The following is a 24,390-nucleotide window of genomic DNA, read 5'->3' as shown; positions in this document are numbered from 1 at the left end:
ACTACGTGGATCAGTTGGTGCGGCGACGAGCCTTCTCGAGCGCGGCCAACGTCGACAGCACGGTGGTCCGCTGACGTTCGAGATCCTTCATACGGGCACGTGCGGGGAGGCCCTGTACGCCGTCCAGCGCGCTGATCTGCTCGTCGACGGACGTGAGTTGGCCGAGCAACTTCTCCACGCGGGACTGCAGTTCGATCGCATCGATTCCGGTGACACCGGCCTGCGACTTCTTCGTCGGTGCCTTCGCCGGAGCGGACGTCGACGAGGGTGAGGCCGGCGCGTTCACTGCGGCAGCGGCCCTGGGGCGCAACGCCTTGCGGACGGCGGCTGGGTCGGGGAGCTTCTCGAGCCGAATGCGGTTGAGGACCTCACGCGCATCGCGGGCGGTGACGCGGTACTCGCGCTCCTCGTCGTCCTCGGACGCGAGAGTGCCGCCCAGGGGCCGCAGACCGTACATGCCGATGAAGTGCTTGGCCTCGTCGATGACGGCTTCCTTCTCGCGGCACAGACCACAGCGAGGTTCGTTCCGAAAGGTTTCGACGGCGTCGGTGCTCCCGCACCAGACGCACCCGCCCGGCGTCCATCGAGCAATTCTGACGGTAGTAGTTCCAGCCGGGCCGTTGAGAGAGTGTGCGTCGATCACGACGAGTCATCTTAGGTGACAACGAAACCCGCCCCACACACCCCCGTCTCGCGAGCTGCATATTCCGGTCGTCGACGTGACGTAGTTCATGCAGTGCGGATGGAGAGTGGGTGGGGCGGGTTCCGGTCGAGCGAAACAGACCTATTGTTATGCGCTGCCGTTGAAAAGGCTGGTGACGGAACCGTTTTCGAAGACCTCGCGGATGGTGCGGGCCAGCAGGGGTGCGATCGAGAGTTCGGTGAGCGTGTCGAAGCGCTTCTCGTCGCTGATCGGCAGGGTGTTGGTGACGACAACTTCCTTGGCACCGCAGTTGGCCAGGCGCTCGGCGGCCGGGTTGGACAGCACGCCGTGAGTGGCAGCGATGACGACGTCGCCCGCGCCGGCTTCCTTGAGAACCTTGACCGCGCCCGCGATGGTGCCGCCGGTGTCGATCATGTCGTCGATGAGGATGCAGGTGCGGCCCTCGACCTCGCCGACGACGCGGTTGGACTTGACCTGGTTGGGCACCAGCGGATCACGCGTCTTGTGGATGAAGGCCAGCGGTGCGCCGCCGAAGGAGTCCGCCCACTTCTCGGCGACGCGGACGCGGCCGGAGTCGGGGGAGACGACGGTGATGTGCTCGAGGCTGTACTTGCCGCGGATGTGATCGGCGAGCTGGCTGTGCGCGTGCATGTGATCGACGGGGCCGTCGAAGAAGCCCTGAATCTGATCGGTGTGCAGGTCCACGGTGATGATGCGGTCGGCACCTGCGGTCTTGAGCAGATCGGCGACGAGGCGAGCGGAGATGGGCTCACGGCCGCGGTGCTTCTTGTCCTGGCGGGCGTACGGGTAGAACGGGAGGATCGCGGTGATGCGTTTGGCCGATCCACGTTTGAGAGCGTCGATCATGATGAGCTGTTCCATCAGCCAGGTGTTGAGCGGGAACGGATGCGACTGAAGAACGAATGCGTCCGATCCGCGGACCGACTCCTCGAAGCGCACGAAGATCTCACCGTTGGCGAAGTCACGTGCCGTCTGCGGGGTGATCTCGATGCCGAGTTCCTTCGCGACCTGTTCGGCCAGCTCCGGATGTGCTCGACCGGAGAACAACATCAGGTTCTTCTGGTTGTCGATCCAATTGGGGGTGCTCACTACTGTTCGCCGTCCTTTTGTTCGTGCCGATCACGATCTGCGAGCGCCGCTGCCTGCGCAGCTTCGGTTCCGGGCCTGTTGTCGATGACCCAGCCTTCGATATTCCGTTGCTTGCCACCGGAGACGGCCAGTGCGCCGGGAGGGACATCCTCCCGAATCACTGTTCCTGCGCCGGTGTAAGCGCCGTCGCCCACGTGAACGGGGGCGACGAACGTCGAGTCGGAACCGGTCCGCACGTGGGATCCGATTTCCGTGCGGCTCTTGTTGACACCGTCGTAGTTGGCGAAGACATTGGAACAGCCGATGTTGCTGTACTCGCCGATCGTGGCGTCGCCGACGTAGGTGAGATGGGGGACCTTGGTGTGTCTGCCGATCGTCGAGTTCTTCGTCTCGACGTATGCGCCGAGCTTGCCCCCCTCGCCGAGGACGGTCCCGGGACGCAGGTAGGTGAACGGTCCCACCGTGGCGTCCGGTCCGATCACGGCCTGCTCGGCGTGGGTGCGTACCACCGACGCGCGCTCACCGATCTCGACGTCACGCAGGGTCGAATCCGGCCCGACGACCGCGTCGTCGGCGATATGGGTCTTGCCGTGCAGTTGAACGCCGGGCTCGAGGCGAACGTCCGCGCCGAGGGTGACGTCGATGTCGATCCACGTGGTCGACGGGTCCACCACGGTGACGCCTGCGCGCATGTGCCGCTCGATGATGTGGCGATTGAGCACCGACGTGACATGCGACAGCTGAACCCGGTCGTTGACGCCCACCACCAGGTCGGGATCGGCGAGTTGGGTGCCGTAGACGGCTTTGCCGTCGGCCTTGCTGATCTTGACGACGTCGGTCAGATACAGCTCGTGCTGAGCATTGGCGGTGCTGAGCTTTCCCAGTGCGGTGCGCAGCGCTACCGCGTCGAACGCGTAGACGCCGGAGTTGACCTCGCCGATCAGTACCTGAGCGGGGGTGGCATCGGCGTGTTCGACGATCTCGGCCACCTCGCCGTCGTCGGTGCGCACGATGCGGCCGTAGCCGTTGGCATCGTCCGGGACGAAGGTCAGCACCGTCGCGGCTGCGGGGCGAGGAGCGCTCAGATGCTCGTCGAGCAACGCTTTGAGGGTGTGGCCGTCGAGCAGAGGGACGTCGGCCGCAGTGACGAGGATCGTGCCCTCGAAGTCGTCCGGGAGCGCAGCGAGGCCGCACTGCACGGCATGTCCGGTACCCAACTGTCGATCCTGCACAGCGGTATGGATGGTGCGGCCCAGGGTTGCGGCGAGATCGTGCACTGCGGAAGAGACACGTTCGCGATCATGTCCGACGACGGTCACCAGATGGTCGGGTCCGAGGTCGGCGGCCGCGTGTAGGGCGTGCGCGAGCATCGTGCGTCCGGCCAGAGGGTGCAGAACTTTCGGGGTCTTCGAGCGCATTCGGGTACCTGCACCCGCAGCAAGAACGACCACGGCGGTCTGCACAGGCATTGAGCTCCTCAGGCGGTAACGCGAAAGACGGGCATGCGTGAATGATGTTGCTCGCTCCGCCGCCAGGACTCGAACCTGAACTATCTGAACCAAAATCAGAGGTGCTGCCATTACACCACGGCGGATAAACGACCGGTGGTACAGACAGTGGCCGACGAATCGAACGACGCATTCGTCAAGCCGTTGCGCTCCCACCGAGCGCAACGATCCTCGCATGAGAGGTAGCGGTGAGTCGAACCGCGACTCATAACAGACCGGCCAGGTCGGTTCCCACACGCCCGGCAATCGGATACTTCGGACATCGCTAGGGTGAGGTAGTCGCCGATATCGGCGGCAGGACGCGCACGGTCGGTCAACGGAAGCGGTTTCCATGTCAGCCTCGGAGCAAGAGCGCTCACCTCGGGTTCGGATGACCGGGACGCAACGACGCGAGCAGTTGATCGAGGTGGGACGAACGCTCTTCGCCGAACGTGGCTACGAGGCCGCGTCGGTGGAGGAGATCGCCGGACGCGCCAACGTGTCCAAGCCGGTCGTCTACGAACATTTCGGCGGCAAAGAGGGCCTCTACGCCGTCATCGTCGACCGTGAGATGTCCACGTTGCTGGGGATGATCACCAAGTCTCTCGATCTCAATCGGTCGCGAATTCGCGTGGAACGGGTCGCGCTCGCACTGCTCACCTACATCGAGGATCGGACCGACGGTTTCCGCATCCTCGTTCGCGATTCCCCTGCCTCTGCCGAGGACGGCAAGTACTCGTCCCTGCTCAACGAAGCCATCGGACGCGTCGGACACATGCTGGCCGGAGATTTCTCGCGCCGCGGCCTCGATCCCGAGTTCGCCCCGATGTACGCCCAGGCTTTGGTCGGAATGGTGTCGATGACGGCCCAGTGGTGGCTGGACGTGCGCACTCCGTCCAAAGAAGTGGTGGCGGCACACGTGGTGAACCTGTGTTGGAACGGGTTGACGAATCTGGAAGCGGACCCTCGACTGACCGAGGAATGAGTACCCGGTTTCGTCTCTTCGCGGTGAAAGAGGGGGTATCGTCCTCTTTGTCGGTCATGAGAGCTCCGTCACTCTCGGCGTTGTACTCAATCGGACCGATGCATGTTGACATGAGACGTAAAGCCACTCAGTGGTACCGTTCGGGCGTAATTTGCGCGGTGGCAGTACAGAATTGCGAAGGCGGATCCCATGGTCAGGCAGGCGCGCGCTGAAATAACTCGCGACACCGTGCTCGCGGGCGCAGCGAACGTTTTCCTGCGTCTCGGGTACGCGAACGCGAGTCTCAGCGAAATCATTTCTCAGTCTCAGGTCACCAAAGGCGCGCTGTACTTCCATTTCGGTTCCAAGGAAGAACTGGCGCGTGCAGTCATCGACGAGGGCAACACTCGTTTGACGACGGCCTGCTCGCAGTTCAACGACGGCCGTATTCCCGCCCTGGAGGCGGCTATCGGCATCTCCTACATCGTCGTCGACCTCTCGGTCAGCGATCCCATGGTTTCGGCCATGCTCCGATTGAGCCATCAGATCGGCGATTACCGGGGGACCGAGGGCAACGTGATGGCCGGGTGGAGCGAGTCGTTCGACAGGCTCGCCGCCAAGGCAATCGCGCAGGGCGACATCGACCCCAACTCGGATTCGCGCACCATCGGCTCACTTGTCCTGGAAATCCTCACCGGCGCACACATGGTGGCGGTCGCCACCTCCACCACCGAGGAATTGCCCTCGCGCATGGAGCGGCTCTGGTACTACCTGCTGCCGGCGCTGGTTCCTGCCAACAAGCTGGACTACTTCCGCGAGTTCGCGGCGCGTCGCGTCATTCGCTTCGGGCCGTAGCTCAGGAGTTCTTCGCAACGAAGTCGGCAATGTCGTCTCGGAGTCGATCCGGGTATTCGCCGTTGATCGCGTGAGACGCGTCCGGGTAGAGACGTACGGTCCCGTCGGGAAGCGTTTTTTCTGCTGTGGCGACGGCTTCCGTGGCGTCATGCATCACGGATTTGCCGGCGATGACGGCCAGTACCGGCATACCCAGGGTCCGGAGTTGCTCCTCGGTCATCGGTGTCGGCTGCGGAAGTTTCAGTGAATAGCCCTGCATCCCGGCTTCGATCATGTCTGCGATGGGAACGTCCTGCACTTCAGCGCCTCCGGCAGTGTAGGAGTTGAAGCCGTCGCGCCAGGATTTCGGGAGCCACGGCACTGCGGCAGGGAGGGCGCGGATCGCTGTGCCCCACGGAATGTCGGCGAACACCCGGGCCGGGTCGATCAGCGTGAGAGTGGCTATGTGTGTGCCCTCGTGCAGCGCCAGGTTCGCCGCGGTCCACCCGCCGATCGACAGTCCGACGAGATGGACGCGGTCGTCGGGTAGAGCATCGAGTGTCTGATCGAGCCACGAGGCTTGGTCCTGGTCGTTGGAGATCGGCCGTTCCTGGATGCTGCGTCCGGGCTCACCGAGGAGGTCGACGGTGTAGACGTCGCCGATGGTCAGTAGGCCCGGCAGATTTGCCGCCCATACCGGGGTCGCAGAGGAACGTCCGGGAAGCAAGAGCAGAGGGTGCGTGGAGGTCCCGGCACCCTCGAACCGATACACGCGGACGACGCCGTAGTCGGTTCTGATGTCGAGTGTCTCCGCAGGATCGGGCAGATCCTCGAACGCGCGGTCGTAGGTGGCGAGAAATCGGTCCTCGCTCGCTGCGCTGTTCCAATGCCCCACAGGTGACGGGGATCGGAGTGCGAACGTGAGGGCGAGCGCGCCGACGGTCAACGCCCCAGCGGCGATCTTCAGGTATCGACGGCGTGTTTTCGGTACTCGATCGTTCATGTCCGGTCTCCTAACCGATCGGTAAGTATTTTGACCGTACGGTAAGCTGGCGGTTGTGGCAACGAGAGAACCGGGCTTCATCGAACGCACCCGGCGCGCGCAGCTGATCGACGTCACGATCGCTGCCGTCGCCGAGCACGGTTATTCGAACGTTTCGCTCGCGCGCATCGCAGACAATGCCGGAATCACGAAAGCAGCTGTGCTGTACCACTTCCGAACCAAGGATGCGGTGGTGGAAGCGGCGTATCGATTCGTTCTCGATGCGCTCGTCGAGGACGTGGCTGCTGCGGTGGGGGATGTTCCAGCGCAGGACGGTCCTGCGGCGTACGTCCGGGCCATGGTCGGCCACCTCCGCGCTCACCCCCGGCACACGCGCATGCTGATCGAGGCGCTGGCCAACTCCATGCCCGGTCACACCCCGGAGCAGCGATGGCGACCGTTGGCAGACCTGATCGACGCGTCCGTCCGCGCACGCGGGACGTCAGGAGTCGATTCTCGAACGCTCGCCATCATCACCGGCGGCGCGATCGACGCGATCGTCACCGAACGCCTGCACGACCCCGACTACGACTCGGCTGCTGCCGGTGAGTCACTCGCAGCGATCCTCGACGCAGCTCTCGGCTGACCTCGCGCTCGCCCGGCTGCCGGGTTGTCGGTGTACTCCCATAGACTCGATGGTGACTGTGCACGCGCAGCCGTCGCCTCGAATCGCTTGTAGGAGCATTGCTGTTGTCTTCCGATTCTCTGCCAGCCATTTCTCCATCCGGGCCGGCCCCGATCGTTCCCGACGCAGCGCTGCACCTGTCGGGTCTGGCCAGCGTCGCGCTGACGGATTCGTCGATGGTGGCCGTAGCCGATGCGATCGGCACCGCCGAACACACGCTCATCGGACCGCACTCGGTTCGTCCGTTCGTCGCCGCTGCCATCGCGCAGCACACCCAGCTGTTGATCGTGACCGCCACTGGGCGTGAAGCGGACGATCTCACCGACGAACTCCGCCAGATCCTCGGCGACGGTGTCGTGATGTTCCCGTCGTGGGAGACGCTTCCACACGAGCGGCTCTCACCGAGTGCTGACACCGTCGGTAAGCGACTGGACGTGCTCCGCCGGCTCGCTCGTCCCGGCGACACCGATTACGGCGATCCTCTGCGCGTCATCGTCACCACCGTGCGTTCGCTGGTCCAGCCGATGGCTCCGGGTCTCGGTGAGATCGAACCCGTGACCTTGAAGGTCGGGCTCGACATCGACTTCGACGGCTTGATCCACCGACTCGTCGAGTTCGGATACCTGCGCGTGGACATGGTCGGCAAGCGCGGCGAGTTCGCCGTCCGCGGCGGCATCCTCGACCTCTTCTCGCCGACGGCAGATCACCCGGTGCGCGTGGAATTCTGGGGCGACGAGATCACCGAACTTCGTGCGTTCGCCGTCTCCGATCAACGTTCGCTCCCCGATCACGAGGTCGAACTCGTCATCGCGCCGCCATGCCGTGAGCTACTCCTCACCCAGGAGGTCCGTGACCGCGCCGCGGTGCTCGCGGCCGACAACGCGGGGGACGCGGCGCTGGTGGAGATGCTGGACAAGATCTCCGCCGGCGTTCCCGTGGAGGGAATGGAGGCGTTGCTTCCCCTGCTGCAGCCGGGCGAGCTGCAACTGCTCGCCGATACTCTTCCCGCCGGAACGCATGTACTGCTCTGTGACCCTGAGCGAATTCGTACGCGCGCAACAGATCTGGTGCGAACCGGGCAGGAATTTCTCGAGGCGTCGTGGACGGCAGCGTCGATCGGTGGCGCTGCGCCACTGGACACCTCGACCCTCGACACCTCCAGTCTCGAAGGTGCGTCACTCGATCTCGGGGCCTCGGCGTATCGGTCGCTGCGGCAGGTTCGCGAGTCGGCTCAGGTTCACGGTCGACCGTGGTGGACCATCAGCCCGCTGGCATCCGGCAACGGCGAAGAGGTCGAACTCGCCGTCGATTCGGTCCCGGAGGTACGGGGGTCCGAAGAAGCGCTGACGGCCCTGTTCGCGACCCTGCGGGCGCACATCGCCACCGGTGGCCGCGCCGTCATCTCCGTCGCCGGTGCCGGCACCGCCACCCGCATCATCGAACGCCTCGCCGAGGCCGAAGTGCCTGCAGCGCATCTCGATTCCGGTGCCGTTCCGGTACCGGACGTCGTCAACGTGCTCTGTGGATCGCTGCACGACGGCCTGGTGTTCCCCGATGCCAAGCTCGTCGTCGTCACCGAAAGCGACTTGACCGGCAACCGCGTCGCCGCGGCAGGGGAGGGGCGCAAGCTTCCGGCGAAGCGTCGCAATCAGGTCGATCCGCTCGCTCTCGTCGCCGGCGACAGCGTCGTGCACGATCAGCACGGCATCGGCCGCTTCGTGGAGATGGTCGAACGCACCATCGGTGGTGCCCGACGCGAGTACCTGGTCGTCGAATACGCGCCGAGCAAGCGCGGCCATCCCGGCGACCGACTCTTCGTCCCCATGGACTCTCTCGATCAGCTCTCGCGCTACGTCGGTGGCGAGCTGCCGGCACTGAGCAAGCTCGGCGGATCCGACTGGGCCAACACCAAACGCAAGGCGCGCAAGGCAGTTCGCGAGATCGCCGGCGAACTGGTGCAGCTGTACGCCGCTCGGCAAGCAGCGCCCGGACATGCCTTCGGACCCGACACCCCGTGGCAACTCGAGATGGAAGATGCGTTCGGATTCACCGAGACGGTCGACCAGATGACTGCCATCACCGATGTCAAGGCCGATATGGAGAAGGCGGTCCCGATGGACCGCGTCATTCTGGGCGACGTCGGCTACGGCAAGACCGAGATCGCAGTGCGCGCCGCGTTCAAGGCGGTTCAGGACGGCAAGCAGGTAGCGGTTCTGGTTCCGACAACGCTTCTGGCGCAACAGCATCTGCAGACCTTCACCGCGCGGATGGCGTCCTTCCCAGTGACGGTGAAGGGGCTCTCCCGGTTCACCCACGGGTCCGAGTCCAAGGAGGTCATGGCCGGGTTGGCGGACGGCACAGTCGATATCGTCGTCGGAACCCACCGGTTGCTGCAGACCGGAGTCGCCTGGAAGGATCTCGGACTGGTCATCGTCGACGAGGAGCAGCGATTCGGCGTCGAGCACAAGGAGCACATCAAGTCGCTCCGAACCCACGTCGACGTCCTGACCATGTCCGCCACCCCGATTCCGCGAACGCTGGAGATGAGCCTGGCGGGCATCCGAGAGATGTCGACCATTCTCACTCCGCCCGAGGAACGGCATCCGGTGTTGACGTACGTCGGTGCGTACAACGACAAGCAAGTAGCGGCAGCCATTCGCCGTGAACTGCTACGCGACGGTCAGGTGTTCTTCGTCCACAACCGGGTCAGCTCGATCGACAAGGCCGCTAAGAAGATTCGTGATCTGGTGCCCGAGGCCAGGGTCGCGACTGCCCACGGCCAGATGAACGAGGAGACACTCGAGCGCACCGTGCAGGGGTTCTGGCAACGCGAGACCGACGTGTTGGTGTGTACCACCATCATCGAGACCGGCCTGGATATCTCCAATGCCAATACCCTCATCGTCGAACGGTCCGATTCGCTCGGCCTGTCCCAGCTGCACCAGCTGCGCGGCCGCGTGGGCCGTAGCCGCGAACGTGGGTACGCGTACTTCCTGTATCCACCGGAGAAGCCGCTCACCGAAACTGCATACGACCGCTTGGCGACCATCTCGCAGAACTCAGACCTCGGTGCCGGTATGGCCGTTGCGATGAAGGACCTCGAAATACGCGGTGCCGGAAACGTTCTGGGCGCAGAGCAGTCCGGTCACGTTGCCGGCGTCGGATTCGACCTCTATGTGCGGCTCGTGGGTGAGGCGGTCGAGGCCTACCGCGCCGCTGCGGACGGAAAGCCCATCACGACCGACGAGGCTCCGAAGGAAGTGCGCATCGATCTTCCCGTCGACGCCAACATTCCGCCCGACTACGTCACCAGCGACCGTTTGCGCCTCGAGGGCTACCGAAAGCTTGCTGCTGCAGCCGATTCTGCAGGTATCGACGCTGTCATCGACGAACTCGTCGACCGGTACGGACCCCTTCCCGAGGAGGTCGGCCGCCTGGTCTCCATCGCGAAGTTGAGGCTCATCGCCAAGGAGTACGGCCTGACCGACGTCAACGTCGCCGGAACTCAGGTCAAACTGGCTCCGATGGATCTGCCCGACTCCAAGCAGATCCGTCTCAAGCGGCTCTACCCCAGTGCCACCTACCGCGCGACAACCGGAGTGGTGCAATTGCCGCTGCCGCGCGTCGAGGGCGGCGGGGTGGGGGCGGCGCGCGTCCGCGATGTCGAATTGGTGCAGTTCATCGCCGATCTCATCCTATCCTTGGACGGGAAGCCATCTCGGTCGGTCTTGTTGGAGCAAACAGTGGGGGTGTAGCGGTGACGGTAGTTCTGCTCGACCCCGTTCGTCCGGCACAGGTACCCGTCGATGCTGTCGAATTTCTCGGTGGCGCGGTGCAATTCACCGAAGAGGTACCGGTGCGGGTGCGATGGCTGTTCTCCGGTACCGCTGCGCCCGATGCCGTCGACCCGGTTCTGGTCAGCACCGACCGGGCCAACCCTGAAGTCCAGGACCGAATCGCGCGTGGAGAACGCGTCATCGCCGCCGAGAAGTTGCCCGGTGACGACGTCATCGCGGCGATGCACTTGATGGACCGCTTGCACACCGCCGGTGGCTGGGAAGCACAGCAGACCCACGAATCGCTGCGCGGCTACCTGTTGGAAGAAACCTACGAACTCCTCGACGCAATTGCCGCGGGGAACCTGAACGACCTTCGTGAGGAACTTGGAGACCTGTTGCTGCAGGTGCTCTTTCACTCCAGAATCGCTCAGAACGCCACCGAGAATGCCTTCGATATCGACGACGTTGCTGCGGGACTCGTTGCCAAACTGACCCACCGCAGCCCGCACCTGGCTCGCCGTGACGGCGGACCGATCGACATCGTCGAACAAGAGCGTGCCTGGGAAGAGAAGAAGGCCTCGGAGAAGGCGCGAGGATCCTGCATCGACGGGATCGCGCTCTCGCAGCCCTCGCTCGCCCTGGCCCAGAAGGTGATCGGACGAGCCACCAAGGCCGGCCTACCCGATGAACTCGTCCCCGACGGCCTTCGCGTCGTGCACATCGGGATCGATCACTCGCACGGTGGGGAGAGTGCCGAGGACGCGCTGCGGCGTCGAGTACTGGATTTCGCATCACTCATCCGCAACGCCGAAGCATCCGCGCGCAATGCGGGTATCGCGCCGGGAGAGATGTCTGCCCTGGATTGGATCGAGCACTGGGGTCTGCGGGGCTGACCTGCCTTCACCCTTCCCCCACCGGGCTCACCCCTCACCTCGTCCCTCGGTTTCGGGATCAATGTGGGTTTCAGTCGGTCAGAGTGCAACAAAGGCGCATTGATTCACTCCGGTTACTTGCGCCAGAACAGGTGATGAGTGATTCCGCTGCTGCTGGGGACGACTTCGTGCTCGAATCTGTCGTTCAACTCGTCGGGCGAATCCCACAGCTTCAGGCCCGAACCGAATTCGATGGGCTCGACAGCGATGTGGATGGTGTCGACGAGATCGGCATCGAGGAACTCCCGGATACTGGTGACGCCACCGCCGAGGCGCACGTCCTTACCATCGGCCGCCTCCTTTGCCTGTTTCAGTACCTCGGACGGCTCGCCGTCGACGAAGTGAAATGTTGTGTCGGAGAGTGTGATCGACGGGCGCTCGTGGTGGGTGAGAACGAAAACGGGGGTGTGAAACGGCGGCTCCTCGCCCCACCAGCCCTGCCATTCGAGGTCGTCCCACGGCCCGCGCTGAGGTCCGAATTTGTTCCGGCCCATGATTTCGGCACCGATGTTGTTGGCGAAGTCGCGCGCGAAGTAGTCGTCGAGTCCGTGACTACCGCCCGAACTGGCGTTTCCAGGAAAGGTGGCGGTGGCGAAGTACCACTTCATCAATGCCAGGTGATCGAGGCCGAACGGGCTCTCGAGGCTCTGGTCCGGCCCCGCTGCGATCCCGTCGCTCGAGACGGTGAAGTTCTGTACCCGAACCAGCTGTCCCATGTGTGCTCCCGATGTCGAGGAAAAGATATACGACGTGTAGACCGATCTGCGCGCGCAAACTCATCGCTGGACGGAATCGGATCAGACTAGTCCGATAGCGCACGTCGTCGATCACCGAACCGTGAAGTATTCGGCCGGATCGAGCGCGTCGAATGCGGTCCACCGCTGTGGGATTGTCTCGGATTGGTCAGTGCCGTCGGACGGGGTCAGGACATCGAGGGCAAGGCGAGGGTCGTCGTCGATGCGCTGGGCCATGTCGTAGAAGACAGCGAGCACGTGGATGCACCGACCGGAGTTGTCGGGGCACGTGCAGTCCACACGGGTGAGCTTCGGTACGGGTGGATGCCCCAGCTCGGTGCACGCGCGATACATCTCGTCGGTGAGTACGGTTCGAGCCTGGGTGCCTATCAGGCTCAGAGCTGGTCCGGAAAGCGGTGTCACCTCGATGGACACCTCAGGTGTTGTGCGCCCATGTTCGACGGTCCCGCGGATCTTGCCCGCACCGATCGTCACCTCCACTTTCCCGCCCTTCGCCAGTGCGCGGGCGCGTGGCAGCCGTGGGTCGGGGCGGGTCACGCGCAACGGCTGCGCGAGTCGAACCCAATCCCGCCCCCATGTTGTGTAGCCGAAGTCGTCGTCCGCCATGTCAGCGACTTCGCTTGCGGCGCAGGGTTTCGACGAGTCGGTCGTCGTCCATGTTCGCCAGTTCGGCAACGCCTGACATGTCGGCGACATCGGTCAACGTCAATTTTCGCGAGTGCATGGCGGCGATGTGCTCCTCGATGGTGGTGTCGGTGGTCAGCGTGGTGATCGTGACGGTGCGGGTCTGCCCGATCCGATGAACGCGATCCGAGGCCTGCGTTTCGACGGCTGGGTTCCACCATCGGTCGAAGTGGATGACGTCTGCCGCGCGAGTCAGTGTCAGTCCGGTGCCGCCGGCTTTCAGGCTGAGTATCAGCACACTCGGGCCGCCGTCGGTCTGGAAGCGTCGGACGATATCCGCACGTTGTTCCTGATTCAGACCACCGTGGAAAAATGGCACGGCCTTTCGGAACTGCTCAGCGAAGTGCCGCACGAGAAGCTCACCGGTCTTTCGGTACTGGGTGAAAATCAGTGTGGGCGAATCGGTGTCGAGGTTATTGGCCACGATGTCGGTACACAGGTCGAGTTTGCCCGACCGCCCGGCCAGATCGCCGACATCACCGGTAATCAGTGCCGGGTGGTTGCAGACTTGTTTGAGGGAAGTCAGCGCCGCCAGCACTCGGGCCTGGCGTTGCACACCATCGCCGAAGCCGTCGTCGATCGCCTGATCGAGGACGAGGTCGTACAGCCGCTGCTGTTCTTCGGTGAGATCGCAGATCAGGTCGGCGTGGATCTTCGGCGGAAGTGATCCGGCGACCTGAGCCTTCTTTCGCATCAGCACAACCGGTTCGATGGCGGCCCGTAGCCGAATGGCGGCCGCCTCGGAACCGTCCGTTATCGGCTTGATGAATCGACGCCGGAACTGCGTCCTGTTACCGAACAAGTGCGGTGCGACGAGATCGAGTAACGCCCAGAACTCGTCCAGATGGTTCTCGACGGGCGTGCCGGTCATCGCGATGGTCGCACCGGCGTCGATGATGCGCGCAGCCTTCGAGATCTGGGTGCGCGGATTCTTCAGCACCTGGGCTTCGTCGAACACTGCTGTAGCCCAGTGATAATCAGCGAGTTGCGCACCGTGCATGCGCATCGTCGGATAGCCGGTGAGGACTATCGTTCTCTTGCTGACTTCTGGCAGGGGACCGCCGTGCCAGATCACCGCGGACAGGTCCGGCGCGAATCGAGCAATCTCGTGCGCCCAGTTTCCGACCAGCGACGTGGGACTCACCACCACCTGAGGTCCCTCGTCGGCGCGCCCGACGAGGTAGCCGATTGCCTGCAGCGTCTTGCCGAGCCCCATCTCGTCGGCGAGTATCGCACCGCCGTGTGCTGCGACGGTTTCCCGGATCCAGGCGACGCCGCGTACCTGGTACGGCCGCAGTTCGGCGTCCAGGGCTGCGCGTAGTTCGGCGGCAACGGCCGTCGTATGACGAAATGCGGTCACGGCGTAATCTGCCGACGTCACCAATTTGCCGGTGGCATGGGGAGTGGCATGCCCGGCGATAGGCAGAGCTGAATCGCCTCCTGCCAGGTGCGTCCGCCACACGTCGACCGAGGAACCGGGAGAGTCGAGGGCGACGTCGGCCAGCCGACTCGGCTCGATCAGCGTGCAGGCCACGTCGGACACCTCGAAACCCGAATTGTCCGGCGTCGGAACCGCCAGCGGGACGGTCTGGGCATCGCCGACGGGCGGCGGCGCTCCGACAGTGCCGGAAGACCAGGTCCACAGGGCAAACATGTGGCGATCGACGAGGTAGGTCGCGTGAGTATCGGCAGTCTGGGGGAGGGGCATGAATCCCTTCGAGGAGCAGTCGGCGACGAATCCGAACCGCTAGAACTTAAGCAGACCGCACAGTTCTGTCAAACTCGAAACAATTCCGAAAAGGGTTGCGAAATAACGGAATTTGTGACCTTTAGTCGAAAATTGACATCCGGAAATTGTGGCGCTCTCGGCTGTCCCGACCCCGACTCCTCGGCCCCTCGGCCGGGATCAATGCGGGTTTCAGTCGCTCAGACTGCAACAAGGTCGCATTGATCCGAACAGGTGAGGTCGTTCGACGCGGACAGGGTGGGGCGCGGACGGGGGTGGTTGGGCTGACCTACTCGAACAGCGTCGAACCCCAGTATTCGGATTCTCCGACCCCGGGAGGGCACGCGAACACTGCAGAACCCACGTGTTGGATGTATTCGTTCAGTGCGTCCTTGCGGGACAGGGCCAATTGCATCGGGACGAATTGGGTCAGCGGGTCCCGGCAGTAGGCGATGAAGAACAATCCGGCGTCGAGGTGTCCGAAGCCGTCCGATCCGTCGGTGAAGTTGTATCCCCGACGCAGGAGCTGGACGCCGCCCAGGTTCTCCTTCGACGCCAGGCGCACGTGCGCGGTCTTGTCGATGAAGGTGCCCTCGGGTCCCTGGGACTCGAAGTCGAGTGCGTCGAACTCGTCCTTCTGGCCGAGTGGGGCACCGGATCCCTTGCTGCGCCCGATCACTCGCTCTTGTTCCTTCAGAGTGGTGCGGTCCCACGATTCGATGAGCATGCGGATACGACGGGCCACGAGGTAGGAGCCGCCTGCCATCCAGCCCTGATCGTCATCGGAAGCAACCCACACGTTCTCGTCCAGCAACGACGGGTCCTCGGCCTTGAGGTTCGCCGTTCCGTCCTTGAAGCCGAACAGGTTTCGCGGCGTTGCTTGGGTGGTCGAGGTGGACGAGGTTCGGCCGAAGCCGAGTTGAGACCACTTCACCGACACGGTACCGAACCCGACCCGAGCGAGGTTGCGGATCGCGTGGACGGCCACCTGGGGGTCGTCGGCGCAGGCCTGGATGCAAAGGTCGCCGCCGGAGCGTCGGGGATCGAGGTTGTCGGCCGGAAAATGCTGCAGATCGGCAAGCGACGCAGGTCTTTTCGAGGCCAGATCGAATCGGTCGAACATCGACGGACCGAACCCGATCGTCAACGTCAGCGACGATGCCGTCAGGCCGAGCGCTTCGCCGGTGTCGGACGGCACGTTGTACTCGCCGCCGTCGATCGCACCGCCGTCGAAGGTCTCTTCACCGCGCACCAACCGCTCGGCCATCAGCGTCCACTTCTTCAGCAGCGCAACGAAGTCCTCGCGAGAATCGGTGGTGATGTCGAACGCAACGAAGTGCATGCGATCTTGCGCCGGGGTGACGATTCCGGCCTGGTGATCTCCGCGAAAGTCGACGACGTCCGAAACGGGTGCCTCGGCACCGGAGGCAGTCGTGTGTCCCGCCAGGGCCCCCACTCCGACGAGCGCGGCTCCGGTCCCGACGGCACCGAAGAGGCGCCGTCGGGATAAGTGTCCAGTCTTATTGTCCGGCAACGACACCCTGCACCTGACTTACTTCGGCGGACAATGCATCGATCTTGTTCGAGAGTTCCTGACGCTGCGGTTCGGTCACCGTGTCGTAGAAGACGAAGCCGTCGCCGCTGCGGTACTTGGCGAGCTCGGCGTCGAGTTCTGCGAAGCGGGCATCGATGGCGGTACCGAGATCGGCATTGCGCTCGTCGAGAATGGGGCGCACCGCGGCAATGGCGGCCTGGGAGCCGTCGACGTTGGCCTGGAAATCCCACAGGTCGGTGTGCGAGAAGAAGTCTTCTTCACCGCTGATCTTGGTCTTGGCAACTTCGTCGAGCAGTCCCTGCGCACCACCGGCGACCTGAATGGGGTCGATGGTGAAGTCGTCGGCTTTGATCTTGTCGGCGAGTTCGGTGATGTCGGCCTGCAGCTGATCGGCCATCGCATTGGTGTCAGCCTGCAGACCCTGCGCCCACAGGTCCTTCTCGATGCGGTGGAAGCCGGTCCACTCGGCACCGGGCTCCACGTCGGGCTCACGAAGGTCGATGCGCGGGTCGAGGTCGTCGGGGAAGCTTTCGGCCACGGGCTCGATACGCTCGTAATAGCTACGTGCAATGGGGAACTCGGCCTTGGCTGCGTCGACGTCGCCGCTCTTGACGGCAGTGACGAACGACGCCGTGGTGTCCTGCAGTGCGTCGATCTGGCTGACGACGTAGCGCTTGTAGCCGGCGGCGGCCTCGGTGAGGAGCCCGTCCTCGCCTGCGGTGCGGACCGAGTCGCCGGTGACCACGAAGTCGGCGCGAATGCCGTCGCCCACCATCCCTGCCTTGCAGGCGGTTTGGTAGGTGCCTGGGTCCGGCAGGGCGACGATGAGCTGACGCGTCAAGCCGGGTCCGATGTTTTCGACCTCACCCATGACGCGGTCGCCCTCGCCGTAGACGTAGAACTCGGTGACCTTGCTGCCGTTGTTGGTGATCTGGAAGGTCGAGTTGCCGGTGGTGCCCTCGGATGCGCTCACGTCGCAGGAGGAATCGTTCGCGGTGACGGCGATATCACCCGATGCAGCTTCGGTGGAGGACTTTTCGGTGCATCCGGCCAGGACTATCGGCAGAACCGCGACCGCGGCCAGAGCGAAGGTGGAACGACGCATGGTGGTGGTGCCTTTCAGGAGTTCTGAAGTACAGGCTCGGGAGCCGCGGGAACGCGGACCGGGCGGAGGAAGAGGAACAACACGACGACGATGTAGAGCACCCATGCGATCGCTTGGAAGACAGTGGGTTCGGGGCGGAAGTTGAAGATGCCGCCGAGCACGGTGCCGTACCAGCTCGAGGCGTCGAAGTGAGCGCTGATGTCGAAGGCGACGGCGCTGCCACCGGGCAGAACTCCGCCGATCTGCAGTGCGCGGATGCCGTAGGCGAGGATTCCGGCGGCGACCACGATGAGGAAGATGCCGGTGTACTTGAAGAACACGGCGAAGTTGATGCGCACGGCACCGAAGTACAGGAACACCGTCAGCACGGCAGCGACGACGATGCCGAGCAGAAGACCGAGCAGCGGCCACAGACTGCCGTTGGTGTTCTCGGCGTAGCCGACCATGAGCAGGGCCGTCTCGACGCCTTCCCGGCCCACGGCGAAGAACGAGAGTGTCAGCACTGCGGCAGGCCCGACGGTGAGTGCCTTCTCCATGTTCGCTCGCAGTTCGCCGGAGATGTTCTTGGCGGCGGTCCGCATCCACAGCACCATTGCCGTCACGATGACCACGGCGACCAGCGAGGCAGCCCCCGCGATGATCTCGGCAGTCAGTCCGGTGACCGTCGACGTGCCGTAGTGGATGACGAAGAAGATGGCAGCGACCATGGCAACGGCCAATCCGACGCCCAGCCACACCCATTTGAGTGCGTCGCGCCGGTTCGCCTTGACGAGAAACGCGACAAGAATCATGACGACGATTCCGGTCTCGAGACCCTCGCGGAGACCGATCAGACCGCTACCGAACATCTGGGTGGCGATCGATGGCGCAGATCCTGCGGCAGCCAATACGGACACGGATGTTGCTCCTGTTGTGCGTCGAACATTGGTACGCCTTGCCTCGCGAAGGGTAGGCGACCCTCATGCGTGAAGGTTGACAGAAACATACACCCTGTAGCGCGATTCGAATGCACGATGAACTGGGGTTTTATGAGGCTTTAGCTTTCTATTACCTTGCATGTGCAGGATGGTGAGGTGATCTCACGAATCGGCGTGCTCGCCACCGCATCGCTCCTCCTTGCGCTCACCGCATGCGGCAGCAGCGAGCCGAAGCGTGAGATCCCCGAGGGCATTCCGCCCGGTCCGGGAACCGAGGTGCCGCTGATCGACTTCAATGCCCCCGGCCGGACAGCCGATCTGTTGCTCGCGTGGGCCGAACCTCAAACCGAGGCGCTCGGCATTTCGGTGACCGCTCTCGCGTCGTATGGGCATGCGGCCGCGATCATGACCGAGACCGACGCCGCCTGTGGAATCGCCTGGACGACGCTCGCGGGCATCGGCTACATCGAGAGCCGTCACGGCACGTTCCAGGGGTCGTCGGTGCGGCCCGACGGCCTGGTCGCGCCGCCGATCCGCGGCATTCCGCTCGACGGCGGACCGGGTGTCGCCGAGATTCCCGACACCGACGGCGGCGTGATGGACGGTGACGCCGAGTTCGATCGGGCGATGGGTCCCATGCAGTTCATCCCCGAGACGTGGAAGAAGTGGGGAGTCGACGCCAATGGCGATGGCATCGCAGATCCGGACAACATCGACGACGCGGCGCTGACTGCGGCTCGTTATCTGTGCGCTCGCGGCGGCGATCTGCGGACGGCACAGGGCTGGGAGACGGCCTTGATGGCCTACAACCTGTCCGGCCAGTATCTGCGTGACGTGCGCGATCGGGCGGCGGCGTACTCGGTGGGCACCAGGCCGTAGAAACTCCGTGCATCGCGGGCACCACCCGAGAGCGGCTAGTCTTGCACCCGGCACAGTCCGCCGGTCCCCGTTACTAGGAGAAGCATTCGTGGCCATCATTGAGCAGGTCGGAGCTCGCGAGATCCTCGATTCCCGTGGCAACCCCACGGTTGAGGTCGAGGTCGCATTGGACGACGGGACGTTGACCCGCGCAGCCGTCCCCTCCGGCGCATCCACCGGTGAGCACGAGGCCGTCGAGCTTCGTGACGGCGGAGACCGCTACGGCGGCAAGGGCGTCGAGAAGGCCGTGAACGCGGTGCTCGACGAGATCGCACCCGCGGTCATCGGCCTCGACGCCATCGAGCAGCGCACGGTCGACCAGGCTCTGCTGGATCTCGACGGCACGCCCGACAAGTCCCGCCTCGGCGCGAACTCCCTGCTGGGTGTCTCGCTTGCCGTCGCCAAGGCTGCGGCCGAGTCCACCGGTCTGGAGCTCTTCCGCTACCTCGGCGGCCCGAACGCACACATTCTTCCCGTGCCGATGATGAACATCATCAACGGCGGCGCACACGCAGACAGTGGCGTCGACGTGCAGGAATTCATGATCGCGCCGATCGGTGCGCCCACGTTCAAGGAGTCGCTGCGCTGGGGCGCGGAGGTCTACCACGCGCTCAAGTCCGTGCTCAAGGCCAAAGGCCTGTCCACCGGACTCGGTGACGAAGGCGGCTTCGCTCCCGATCTCGCCGGCACCAAGGCAGCTCTCGACCTGATCCTCGAGGCCATCGGCAAGACCGGCCTGAAGCCGGGCCAGGACGTCGCCCTCGCGCTCGACGTGGCAGCAACCGAGTTCTACACCGCCGGCACCGGTTACGCCTTCGAGCGTGAGACCAAGTCCGCCGAGCAGATGTCGGCGTTCTACGGCGAGCTCGTCGACGCCTACCCGCTGGTCTCCATCGAGGATCCGCTCGACGAGAACGACTGGGACGGCTGGGTTGCACTCACCGAGTCGATCGGCGACAAGGTTCAGCTCGTCGGCGACGACCTGTTCGTCACCAACCCCGAGCGTCTCGAAGACGGCATCGTCAAGGGTGCGGCCAACGCGCTGCTGGTCAAGGTCAACCAGATCGGCACGCTCACCGAGACCCTCGACGCCGTCGATCTGGCGCACCGCAACGGGTACAAGACGATGATGAGCCACCGGTCCGGCGAGACCGAGGACACCACCATCGCTGACCTGGCAGTTGCCGTCGGCAGCGGCCAGATCAAGACCGGTGCCCCGGCTCGAAGCGAACGCGTCGCCAAGTACAACCAGTTGCTGCGTATCGAAGAAGCTCTGGGCGACGCGGCGCGTTACGCCGGCGAGTTGTCTTTCCCCCGGTTCAATTACGAGGGATAGCACGCAGGTACGTATCGCACGAAGTGGAGATGAATGATGGCACGGCGCGGAAGGTCCGGGACCAGTCCAGGTGGACGTGATCCCAGGCCTCGCGGCCGCTCCTCCTCTTCGAGTCGGTCGAAGGCCGGAGGCGTTTCTCGCGACGAGAACGCCTCCGGCCGGCAGGCCACCCCGCCCGAGCCGTCGGAGCAGATGCGCGACGCGGTGGTCGGCGGCAAGGCCGCTCCCCGGCGCGTCGGGGCACGTAGGCCCAAGATGCCCGAGCGGACGTTCTTCGGACTGTCCACCGGGCGGGCCGTCATTCTCGGCGTTGTGGTGTGTGCGCTGGCGTTGACGCTGGCAGTACCGCTACGCACCTACTTCTCGCAGCGCAGTGAACTCGAGTCGGTCTTGGCCGAGCGGCGGGCGTTGGAGAACGACGTGCAAGCGCTCCAGACCCAGAAATCTCAGCTCGACGAGCCGTCCCGCATCGCGGCCGATGCGCGTGAGCGCCTGCGGTTCGTGATGCCGGGGGAGACGCCGTACCAGGTGCAGTTGCCCGGCGACTACGGCAAGACCCCGGAGGAACTCGCGGCCGACAGTGCGCCGACGGGGCCCTGGTACACCGACCTCTGGAACACCGCAGTTCAGCCGCAGGGTTCGGACGAGCCAGCCGAGCCGACGTCCGCACCGATGCCCGTCGTACAGCCAGAACCCGTGCCGGCCTCGCCGCCGGTGCCAGAACCAGAAGGAGGACCGCTCGGGTGAATTCCTCGGCAGTCTCGCAGGAAGATCTCGATGCGGTCGCAGCGCAGCTCGGACGTGAACCGCGTGGCGTACTCGAGATCGCGTATCGATCTCCGGACGGCAGGCCGGGCGTGGTGAAAACCGCCCCCAAGTTGCCCGACGGCACGCCTTTTCCCACCCTGTTCTATCTGACAGACCCACGGCTGACGGCAGAGGCGAGTCGTCAGGAGTCGGCGGGCGTGATGCGGGAGATGACCGAACGTCTCGGTACCGATCCCAAGTTGGCTGCTGCCTATTTGCGCGCCCATCAGTCCTATCTGGCCGAGCGTGACGAGATCGAATCTCTCGGAACGGATTTCACCGGTGGTGGCATGCCGGATCGGGTCAAATGCTTGCACGTCCTGATCGCCCATTCGTTGGCCAAAGGCCCGGGCGTCAATCCGCTGGGCGACGAGTCGGTGGCCCTTGCCGCCGAGAACTCGTTGCGTGGCAAAGCTATTCCGGCCGATTGGCCGACCATCGAAGAACTACGTGCGGAGAAACAATGACCAGGGTTGCAGCGATAGATTGCGGCACCAACTCGATCCGCCTGCTCGTCGCCGACAACAACGGAAAGTCCCTCGCCGACGTCGCCCGCGAGATGCGCATCGTGCGACTCGGTCAGGGAGTCGACGCGACGGGAGCATTCGTCCCCGAGGCCATCGAACGCACTCGCGTGGCGTTGGTCGAGTACGCGGAGATCATTCGTAAAACCGGGGCTACCGCAGTGCGGATGGTCGCCACCTCCGCCACCCGGGATGCGTCGAACCGCGAGGACTTCTTCTCGATGGTGCGCGAGGTGCTCGGCAAAGTCATCCCCGGTGCCGAAGCCGAAGTGATCACCGGTGACGAGGAAGCACGGTTGTCTTTCGCCGGTGCAGTCGGTGAACTCGACTCTGCTGCAGGACCTTTCCTGGTCGTCGATTTGGGCGGCGGTTCCACCGAGCTCGTACTGGGCGACGCCAAAGGCGTGAAGGCGGCGTTCTCGGCGAACATCGGCTGCGTCCGTCTGACCGAACGGTTCCTGCATTCGGACCCGCCCACCGCAGACGAGATCAACGGTGCGCGTGAGTACGCCCGCGAAAAGTTGGCGGAGGCGTTCGAGGACGTGTCGATCGGCGACGCGTCGAGCTGGGTGGGGGTGGCCGGCACGATGACGACCATCGCGGCCATCGCCAAGGAACTACCCGAGTACGACGCGGATGCGGTGCACCTGTCGCGGGTGCCGTTCGATCAGCTCTTCGAGGTGTGCGAGCGACTGATCGGCATGACGCATACGCAGCGAAGTACGTTGGGCCCCATGCATCCCGGTCGGGTCGACGTCATCGGCGGCGGTGCGATTGTCTGTAGCGTATTGGCCGAGGAGTTCGAGCGGCGCGGTGCCGTGAGCTCGTTGACGGTCAGCGAACACGACATCCTCGACGGCATCGCGATGTCGATCAAGATCTGATCTGCAATTCTGCAGATACGGTCTGCGGCGATGTAGGTTGCATCGCTACGCCTTTCGGTGAAACCTTACAGGTGCTGTGGCTCACGTCACGGCTATCTTCGAGGTGAGGACCACCGATGACGTCACCCGCCGAGCAGGCACCGGCCGAACAGGCTCCGGCTGAGAAAGGCCTGGCGCGCGTAGCGCAAGCGCTCGCCAAGGGAACCGAGAAGTGGTTTCCGGACGCGTACATCTTCGCTCTTGTCGGCGTGGTGGTCGTTGCTGTTGCTGCCTTCGCCAACGGCTCGTCTCCGCAGAACGTGGTCGATGCATTCGGCAACGGATTCTGGGATCTGACGGCCTTCACGCTGCAGATGGCGATGGTCGTCCTCACCGGTTACGTGGTGGCCACATCTCCACCGGTCGCCAGATTGATCACCCGATTGGCGCAGGTGCCCAAGAGTTCCAGCAGCGCAGTCAGTTTTGTTGCGCTGCTGTCCTGCTCGGTCTCGTTCCTGAACTGGGGACTGAGTCTCGTGTTCGCCGGGCTGCTGGCCCGTGCCATCGCGCGCCGTGACGATCTGCGGACGGACTACCGGGCACTCGGGGCGGCGGCGTTCATGGGACTCGGAGCCGTGTGGGCCCTCGGAATGTCATCCTCGGCTGCTCAGCTACAGGCGACGGCGAGTTCGCTTCCGGCGACGCTGCTTTCGGTCACCGGAGAACTCGATTTCGGTACCACCATCTTCACGTGGCAGTCGTTGCTGATGTGCGCGATCATCATCGTCCTCACCGTGGCCATCGCGCATTTCTCGGCACCCAAGGGCGCGGCGATCAAAACCGCCGAGGACATGAACGTCAGTTTGGACGACACCGTGTCCGAGCCTGCTCCACGCAGCCGACCAGGGGAGTGGCTCGAGTACAGCAGAATTCTTCCGCTCTTCGTAGGCGCGATGACGCTGGGATGGCTTGTCTCCCAACTGTTGACGCTGCCGGTGCTGTCGGTGGTCAGCAGCCTGAACGGGTACCTTCTGGTCTTCCTGATGCTCGGGCTCGTGCTGCACGGGACGCCGCGGCGTTTTCTGGATTCGGTCAGCAAGGCCGTCCCCGCAACCGCAGGCATCCTGGTGCAGTTTCCTCTATACGCCGCGATGGCGGCCATGCTGACCAAGGCAGAGGGTAGGGGAGGTGTTACGATCTCCGAGCATTTGGCGACCTTCTTCACCGAGATCGGGTCCGGTGGAGGCTTCGCGGTGGTCATCGCGATCTACACCGTCGTACTTGGACTCTTCGTTCCCTCCGGTGGCGGCAAGTGGCTCGTCGAAGCGCCGTACGTAATGCAGTCGGCCACCGATGTGCAGATGAATCTGGGCTGGACCGTCCAGATCTACAACGTGGCTGAGGCGCTGCCGAACCTGATCAACCCGTTCTTCATGCTGCCCTTGCTGGCGGTTCTGGGTCTGCGAGCGCGCGATCTGATCGGATTCACGTTCCTGCAGTTCATCTTTCACTTCCCGGTGGTCCTGCTGCTGGTGTGGCTTCTTGGCATGACCTTCGACTTCGTGCCGCCGGTCATCCCGGCCCAGTAGTAGCCCGATATGATCGTCACCGCCGGAGCGAGTCTCCGGCGGTGGCCCCTATAGCCCAATTGGCAGAGGCAGCGGACTTAAAATCCGCACAGTGTCGGTTCGAGTCCGACTGGGGGCACCATGTTTGCGCAGGTCAGCGCGTTACGCTGCATCAGCGATGGTTCGAACACGCAC

General features: G+C 64.1%; 21 protein-coding genes and 2 tRNA genes. 12 read left to right on the top strand and 11 right to left on the bottom strand.

Annotation, left to right across the window (positions count from 1 at the left end; all coding sequences use genetic code 11):
* Positions 1-10: 10 nt before the first annotated feature.
* The 4 genes from ASG84_RS22030 to ASG84_RS22015 form a co-directional block, all read right to left on the bottom strand.
* Positions 11-643 carry a hypothetical protein gene (locus tag ASG84_RS22030; RefSeq protein ID WP_235581786.1) on the bottom strand — a complete coding sequence of 211 codons (633 nt, stop codon included), beginning with the start codon at positions 641-643 and terminating at the stop codon, positions 11-13.
* Between the two features lie 147 nt (positions 644-790).
* Complete coding sequence (locus tag ASG84_RS22025) at positions 791-1,774, bottom strand: ribose-phosphate diphosphokinase (protein ID WP_082521150.1); 984 nt, start codon at positions 1,772-1,774, stop codon at positions 791-793.
* Positions 1,774-3,243: a bifunctional UDP-N-acetylglucosamine diphosphorylase/glucosamine-1-phosphate N-acetyltransferase GlmU gene (glmU, locus tag ASG84_RS22020; protein WP_057479127.1), complete on the bottom strand. Its 1,470-nt coding sequence runs from the start codon at positions 3,241-3,243 to the stop codon at positions 1,774-1,776. The genes ASG84_RS22025 and glmU overlap by 1 nt, the downstream gene beginning before the upstream one ends.
* A 54-nt stretch (positions 3,244-3,297) precedes the next feature.
* Positions 3,298-3,368: transfer RNA gene (locus ASG84_RS22015), tRNA-Gln, on the bottom strand.
* Positions 3,369-3,613: 245 nt separating this feature from the next.
* On the opposite strand from ASG84_RS22015, the gene ASG84_RS22010 reads away from it, so the two are divergent.
* Both ASG84_RS22010 and ASG84_RS22005 read left to right on the top strand, forming a co-directional pair.
* On the top strand, positions 3,614-4,246 hold the full coding sequence (locus tag ASG84_RS22010) for a TetR/AcrR family transcriptional regulator (RefSeq protein WP_080730482.1): 633 nt from the start codon (positions 3,614-3,616) through the stop codon (positions 4,244-4,246).
* A 189-nt stretch (positions 4,247-4,435) separates the two neighbouring features.
* The gene (locus tag ASG84_RS22005) at positions 4,436-5,080 is read left to right on the top strand and encodes a ScbR family autoregulator-binding transcription factor (RefSeq protein ID WP_057479126.1); all 645 of its coding nucleotides are present in this window, start codon (positions 4,436-4,438) and stop codon (positions 5,078-5,080) included.
* 1 nt (position 5,081) lies between these two features.
* On the opposite strand, the gene ASG84_RS22000 is transcribed toward ASG84_RS22005, so the two are convergent.
* On the bottom strand, positions 5,082-6,062 hold the full coding sequence (locus ASG84_RS22000) for an alpha/beta fold hydrolase (RefSeq protein ID WP_057479125.1): 981 nt from the start codon (positions 6,060-6,062) through the stop codon (positions 5,082-5,084).
* Between the two features lie 55 nt (positions 6,063-6,117).
* Between ASG84_RS22000 and ASG84_RS21995 the strand changes: the two genes are divergently transcribed.
* From ASG84_RS21995 to ASG84_RS21985, 3 genes are all read left to right on the top strand, one after another.
* Complete coding sequence (locus ASG84_RS21995; RefSeq protein ID WP_057479124.1) at positions 6,118-6,687, top strand: TetR/AcrR family transcriptional regulator; 570 nt, start codon at positions 6,118-6,120, stop codon at positions 6,685-6,687.
* 215 nt (positions 6,688-6,902) lie between these two features.
* On the top strand, positions 6,903-10,481 hold the full coding sequence (gene mfd / locus ASG84_RS21990; protein WP_235581801.1) for a transcription-repair coupling factor: 3,579 nt from the start codon (positions 6,903-6,905) through the stop codon (positions 10,479-10,481).
* Between the two features lie 2 nt (positions 10,482-10,483).
* Positions 10,484-11,398: a MazG family protein gene (locus ASG84_RS21985; RefSeq protein WP_057479123.1), complete on the top strand. Its 915-nt coding sequence runs from the start codon at positions 10,484-10,486 to the stop codon at positions 11,396-11,398.
* A 113-nt stretch (positions 11,399-11,511) separates the two neighbouring features.
* Here the strand turns inward: ASG84_RS21985 and ASG84_RS21980 are convergent, their stop codons facing one another.
* The 6 genes from ASG84_RS21980 to efeU all read right to left on the bottom strand — a co-directional run bounded on the left by ASG84_RS21980 (position 11,512) and on the right by efeU (position 18,158).
* A complete protein-coding gene (locus ASG84_RS21980; protein ID WP_057479122.1) occupies positions 11,512-12,153 on the bottom strand; it encodes a dihydrofolate reductase family protein in 642 nt (213 codons plus the stop codon).
* A 111-nt stretch (positions 12,154-12,264) separates the two neighbouring features.
* Entirely contained in the window at positions 12,265-12,798 is a 534-nt protein-coding gene (locus ASG84_RS21975; protein ID WP_057479121.1) for an SWIM zinc finger family protein, read from the bottom strand.
* A gap of 1 nt (position 12,799) precedes the next feature.
* Positions 12,800-14,530 carry a DEAD/DEAH box helicase gene (locus tag ASG84_RS21970; protein WP_057479313.1) on the bottom strand — a complete coding sequence of 577 codons (1,731 nt, stop codon included), beginning with the start codon at positions 14,528-14,530 and terminating at the stop codon, positions 12,800-12,802.
* Positions 14,531-14,891: 361 nt separating this feature from the next.
* Entirely contained in the window at positions 14,892-16,142 is a 1,251-nt protein-coding gene (efeB, locus tag ASG84_RS21965; protein WP_082521149.1) for an iron uptake transporter deferrochelatase/peroxidase subunit, read from the bottom strand.
* Entirely contained in the window at positions 16,123-17,262 is a 1,140-nt protein-coding gene (efeO, locus tag ASG84_RS21960) for an iron uptake system protein EfeO (protein ID WP_057479120.1), read from the bottom strand. The genes efeB and efeO overlap by 20 nt, the downstream gene beginning before the upstream one ends.
* Before the next feature lie 14 nt (positions 17,263-17,276).
* Positions 17,277-18,158, bottom strand: coding sequence for an iron uptake transporter permease EfeU (gene efeU / locus ASG84_RS21955; RefSeq protein ID WP_057479119.1), 882 nt, complete (start codon positions 18,156-18,158; stop codon positions 17,277-17,279).
* Positions 18,159-18,347: 189 nt separating this feature from the next.
* On the opposite strand from efeU, the gene ASG84_RS21950 reads away from it, so the two are divergent.
* The 7 genes from ASG84_RS21950 (at position 18,348) to ASG84_RS21920 (ending at position 24,337) form a co-directional block, all read left to right on the top strand.
* Complete coding sequence (locus ASG84_RS21950) at positions 18,348-19,058, top strand: lytic transglycosylase domain-containing protein (protein ID WP_057479311.1); 711 nt, start codon at positions 18,348-18,350, stop codon at positions 19,056-19,058.
* 88 nt (positions 19,059-19,146) lie between these two features.
* Positions 19,147-20,433: a phosphopyruvate hydratase gene (eno, locus tag ASG84_RS21945; protein WP_008718800.1), complete on the top strand. Its 1,287-nt coding sequence runs from the start codon at positions 19,147-19,149 to the stop codon at positions 20,431-20,433.
* 192 nt (positions 20,434-20,625) lie between these two features.
* A complete protein-coding gene (locus tag ASG84_RS21940) occupies positions 20,626-21,180 on the top strand; it encodes an FtsB family cell division protein (protein ID WP_235581784.1) in 555 nt (184 codons plus the stop codon).
* On the top strand, positions 21,177-21,707 hold the full coding sequence (locus ASG84_RS21935) for a DUF501 domain-containing protein (RefSeq protein ID WP_057479118.1): 531 nt from the start codon (positions 21,177-21,179) through the stop codon (positions 21,705-21,707). The genes ASG84_RS21940 and ASG84_RS21935 overlap by 4 nt, the downstream gene beginning before the upstream one ends.
* On the top strand, positions 21,704-22,648 hold the full coding sequence (locus tag ASG84_RS21930; protein ID WP_057479117.1) for a Ppx/GppA phosphatase family protein: 945 nt from the start codon (positions 21,704-21,706) through the stop codon (positions 22,646-22,648). Before ASG84_RS21935 ends, ASG84_RS21930 begins: the two co-directional genes overlap by 4 nt.
* A gap of 116 nt (positions 22,649-22,764) precedes the next feature.
* Positions 22,765-24,216 carry a short-chain fatty acid transporter gene (locus ASG84_RS21925; protein ID WP_057479116.1) on the top strand — a complete coding sequence of 484 codons (1,452 nt, stop codon included), beginning with the start codon at positions 22,765-22,767 and terminating at the stop codon, positions 24,214-24,216.
* 44 nt (positions 24,217-24,260) lie between these two features.
* Positions 24,261-24,337 (top strand) — tRNA-Leu (locus ASG84_RS21920).
* Positions 24,338-24,390: the final 53 nt, after the last annotated feature.

Source organism: Rhodococcus sp. Leaf278 (assembly GCF_001426085.1).
Taxonomy (GTDB): Bacteria; Actinomycetota; Actinomycetes; order Mycobacteriales; family Mycobacteriaceae; genus Rhodococcoides.
The sequence above is the reverse complement of the archived record's forward strand: the minus strand, read 5'-3'. Positions and strand labels throughout refer to the sequence as shown.

What these genes read in the sequence shown, in the direction of transcription:
- glmU (WP_057479127.1), bottom strand. Translation starts at nt 3,243, where the DNA reads ATGCCTGTGCAGACCGCCGTGGTCGTTCTTGCTGCGGGTGCAGGTACC.
- ASG84_RS22010 (WP_080730482.1), top strand. Translation starts at nt 3,614, where the DNA reads ATGTCAGCCTCGGAGCAAGAGCGCTCACCTCGGGTTCGGATGACCGGG.
- ASG84_RS22005 (WP_057479126.1), top strand. Translation starts at nt 4,436, where the DNA reads ATGGTCAGGCAGGCGCGCGCTGAAATAACTCGCGACACCGTGCTCGCG.
- ASG84_RS22000 (WP_057479125.1), bottom strand. Translation starts at nt 6,062, where the DNA reads ATGAACGATCGAGTACCGAAAACACGCCGTCGATACCTGAAGATCGCC.
- mfd (WP_235581801.1), top strand. Translation starts at nt 6,903, where the DNA reads ATGGTGGCCGTAGCCGATGCGATCGGCACCGCCGAACACACGCTCATC.
- ASG84_RS21980 (WP_057479122.1), bottom strand. Translation starts at nt 12,153, where the DNA reads ATGGGACAGCTGGTTCGGGTACAGAACTTCACCGTCTCGAGCGACGGG.
- ASG84_RS21975 (WP_057479121.1), bottom strand. Translation starts at nt 12,798, where the DNA reads ATGGCGGACGACGACTTCGGCTACACAACATGGGGGCGGGATTGGGTT.
- ASG84_RS21970 (WP_057479313.1), bottom strand. Translation starts at nt 14,530, where the DNA reads ATGTTTGCCCTGTGGACCTGGTCTTCCGGCACTGTCGGAGCGCCGCCG.
- efeO (WP_057479120.1), bottom strand. Translation starts at nt 17,262, where the DNA reads ATGCGTCGTTCCACCTTCGCTCTGGCCGCGGTCGCGGTTCTGCCGATA.
- ASG84_RS21940 (WP_235581784.1), top strand. Translation starts at nt 20,626, where the DNA reads ATGCGCGACGCGGTGGTCGGCGGCAAGGCCGCTCCCCGGCGCGTCGGG.
- ASG84_RS21930 (WP_057479117.1), top strand. Translation starts at nt 21,704, where the DNA reads ATGACCAGGGTTGCAGCGATAGATTGCGGCACCAACTCGATCCGCCTG.
- ASG84_RS21925 (WP_057479116.1), top strand. Translation starts at nt 22,765, where the DNA reads ATGACGTCACCCGCCGAGCAGGCACCGGCCGAACAGGCTCCGGCTGAG.